The organism is Bacillus sp. NPDC060175 (assembly GCF_042728695.1).
In the GTDB taxonomy this organism is placed as follows: domain Bacteria; phylum Bacillota; class Bacilli; order Bacillales; family Bacillaceae_G; genus Bacillus_A.
Window position 1 is genome coordinate 1 of the sequence record NZ_JBHWYR010000170.1, and the last position, 3420, is coordinate 3420.

General features: G+C 38.6%; 3 protein-coding genes. 1 reads left to right on the plus strand and 2 read right to left on the minus strand.

Going from position 1 to position 3420, the window contains the following annotated elements; all coding sequences use genetic code 11:
* A partial coding sequence (locus tag ACFWDE_RS30185) for a plasmid recombination protein (protein ID WP_377896354.1) occupies positions 1-575 on the minus strand: 575 nt, incomplete at its 3' end.
* A gap of 809 nt (positions 576-1384) precedes the next feature.
* The gene (locus ACFWDE_RS30190) at positions 1385-2275 is read right to left on the minus strand and encodes a BclA C-terminal domain-containing protein (protein ID WP_377896355.1); all 891 of its coding nucleotides are present in this window, start codon (positions 2273-2275) and stop codon (positions 1385-1387) included.
* Between the two features lie 606 nt (positions 2276-2881).
* Between ACFWDE_RS30190 and ACFWDE_RS30195 the strand changes: the two genes are divergently transcribed.
* A partial coding sequence (locus tag ACFWDE_RS30195) for a tyrosine-type recombinase/integrase (RefSeq protein ID WP_377896356.1) occupies positions 2882-3420 on the plus strand: 539 nt, incomplete at its 3' end.

Here is a 3420-nt window from a genome sequence, read left to right on the forward strand (position 1 = left end):
AATTGCTCAATATAGGCCGTTTCTAATTCTCTCCAATGTGCAATTAACTTTCTTCCCGTTCCTTCTACACCTTGTTGTTGCAAAGCTCTATCCATTCCGACACGCCTCGTTAATCCTCGACTACTTTCGAAATTCGGTACATAGTTAATATGTAAATGTGGATTGGCTTCATCATCATGTAAAACCATGTTATAAACTACTAGATTTGGATTTCGCTCTTGAAACGCCTCAGCATAGCGCTTCAGTGCTTCCTTTTTCGCCCCTCTATACATCGGATCGTCTTTACCTTCTCCAATCGCTACAACCAATTCTCGTTGCTCATGTGTCTTATCATCTTTATGTACTTTGTCATAGTAGTCATTTATCTTACGGTCATTCCGTTTTTGTTTCTCGTTATACTTGTCCACCGCTTCCTGAAAGACATCCTTGTATACACTTCGGATGTCCTTTTGAACAAAGTAAATATTCTCGTCTAACCTGGATGGATCGATGCCAGGATTACCATGAATATTTTCTCTGTTATTATGGCTCAATGAACTTTGGTGAGATTGATTAAATGAGATAGACCCCAACATAAAGTGCCACCACTTTCCCTAGATTAATTGATACCATAAGTCTAGCAAAGCGACGAAATGGAGTCAATTAGAGTAACCCTATACGTATTTTGACGCTTTCGCATCAAAATCAATAGGGGTCTGCGACGCTTTTCGGCTTTGCCGAGCCACATTTCACGTGGCAAAAACAAAACCTTGGGCTTTGCCCAAACCCACTGGGGAACTCTTCCCCAGACCCCATCCATTCGAACTCCCCATCCCCTCAAATCCTTGAGGGGCTCCCTCGCCGGTCGGCAGGAACAAACAATCGTTTGTTCAATGCCAAGAGGGTTCGGGTGTAGTCCAGTTGGTCAAGTCAAATACTCCCTTCGCTTCGCTAGGTCCGTTTTGATTGACCAACACATGCTAACACTTCTTTCTCAATTCATTTGGACATACCCAATCTTATTTTTCCTTCCTTCACTGTAAATTTGACTTGAATCATTTTATCCTTATTGTGAACTACTCGCCACTTATCAAAGCCTGGAATAAAAACTTCTCAGTTCCACGACGAAAGTAACCTTTCGTCTCCCTGAACGTTACTTCTGAATGTTCCAACCCCTAGTAAAAAAACAAATCCATATTAGGGGTATTTAGTATGCCTTATACATGAGTACATATGTGGTATGGATTTTTGATATTTAATCCCGCGAAAAAACAAATGACCAATCCTAACAAAAGCATCCCCTAAGGAATGCTTTTATTAGGATTGGTCATTTAAAGATTGACTGTTTCCGCAGCCCTCTTCAATCGACCAAGACTTTATAAATTTTGTGGAAGCAAAATATTCATTATAAAATTTGAATTATTGTTAACGTAGCACCAGCACTTCCTGGTAATAAAGTAGTAGCTACAGCTATTCCGAATAATTGTAGTGTTATAGTGCTTCCTGCAGTTAGTGATACTATAATGGTGTTTTTATAGTGGCTAATTGGAATTACAGGAATAATTCTAGTTAGCGGACCAGATAAACCATTAATTATCAACTCTGTACTAAATAATGCAACAGCTGTTACATCTAATTTATAATCAAGAAGATATAGACCGGTAGTTGGAACAGTAAATATAGTATTTGTTCCATCAACTGTTATACCACCATTAAGAATTTGGCTATCAGGAAAAGGAACTGGAGTTCCACCTAGAACTACATTTATTAATGGACCTGTAGTGCTAGCAGCAAAACCACATACATCTTTTTTAGGTCCAGTCGGTCCTGTTGGTCCTGTTGGTCCTGTTGGTCCTGTTGATCCTGTTGATCCTGTTGGTCCAGTCGGTCCTGTTGGTCCTGTTGGTCCTGTTGGTCCTGTTGATCCTGTTGATCCTGTTGGTCCTGTTGGTCCTGTTGATCCTGTTGGTCCTGTTGGTCCTGTTGGTCCTGTTGATCCTGTTGGTCCTGTTGATCCTGTTGGTCCTGTTGATCCTGTTGATCCTGTTGGTCCTGTTGATCCTGTTGGTCCTGTTGGTCCTGTTGGTCCTGTTGGTCCTGTTGGTCCTGTTGGTCCTGTTGGTCCTGTTGGTCCTGTTGATCCTGTTGGTCCTGTTGGTCCTGTTGGTCCTGTTGATCCTGTTGATCCTGTTGGTCCCGTTGGTCCTGTTGGTCCTGTTGGTCCAATTTCAGGTATAGGTACAGGGGGAAGAAAACATTCACAAGGAATATGAAATTTCTTATTAAATTTACTCATCTATACACCAACCTTATCTTTCACCCACTTACACCTTATAATTTATGAATCCACAAACGTACAAGTATAAGAAAAAAACCTATAAAATTAAAATAAATGTTAACAGCAAGTCCTTATATCACAACTATAAATCCATTTCATAATGTATAAAGAACATGAATTCACTCCAAATGGCTTTCAATATATAAAAGGGGGCTCGCCTCCTAAAGTTTAAGATTCACATTAGGTATAGCTGTCTAAATTAATCTAAGTAAAATCGTTAATGATCCAAGTAAATACAAGTATTATTGCCGTTCCTGTTGCTCCTGTTGGAACTGTGGTAAAAATGAATGGCGAAATAGGAGCTCTTTGTCAAACCAATTAGACTTGGTTCAACAGGAGCTCAAACTAAAATAATATTTTCTTCAATCAAACATTCACCTCTTATGAATACTTTTCATAAGAAGTGAATGTTTTTTTCTTAAACCATCCCAATGTAAACTTTTAGATATTAGTTTACATTCATTTCCCCTTAAACATTGACTTCTCACCGAATCCCCTGATATCCTCAATTTATATAATAAAAGTATACATTCAAAACACTGTAAATAAAGAGGTCGAAAATCCATGAACAAAAAACCACATCTCATTGATGTACAACCTATCCGAAGTAAAGAACAGATCGAAGATATGAAATGGGCTCTTAAACGTCATTGTTCCGAACGAGACTATATTCTCTTTCTAATTGGAACCAATACAGGATTACGTGTCAGCGATCTACTCCAAATTGAAACCCAAACCATAATAAAGTTAAAACGGAAAAAGAGAAAAGAGTTTAAGATCAAAGAAGGAAAAACAAAGAAAGAACGCATAATTAATCTTACTTCTATTTTTGACGATGTCTATTCATATGCCCAAACCCTAGAAAGTACCTGGTTATTCCCTTCCCGAAAAGGAGATCAACCCATTAGTAAAATTCAAGCGTATCGACAATTGCAAAAAGCCGGAGATTTTGCCGGTATAGAATCCATCGGGACTCACACCATGCGCAAAACCTTCGGCTATTGGTTCTATAAACAAACAAAAGATGTTGCTATGTTACAAGAAATCTTGAATCATAGCACACCACGAATCACACTTAAATATATTGGAATCAATAAAGAAGA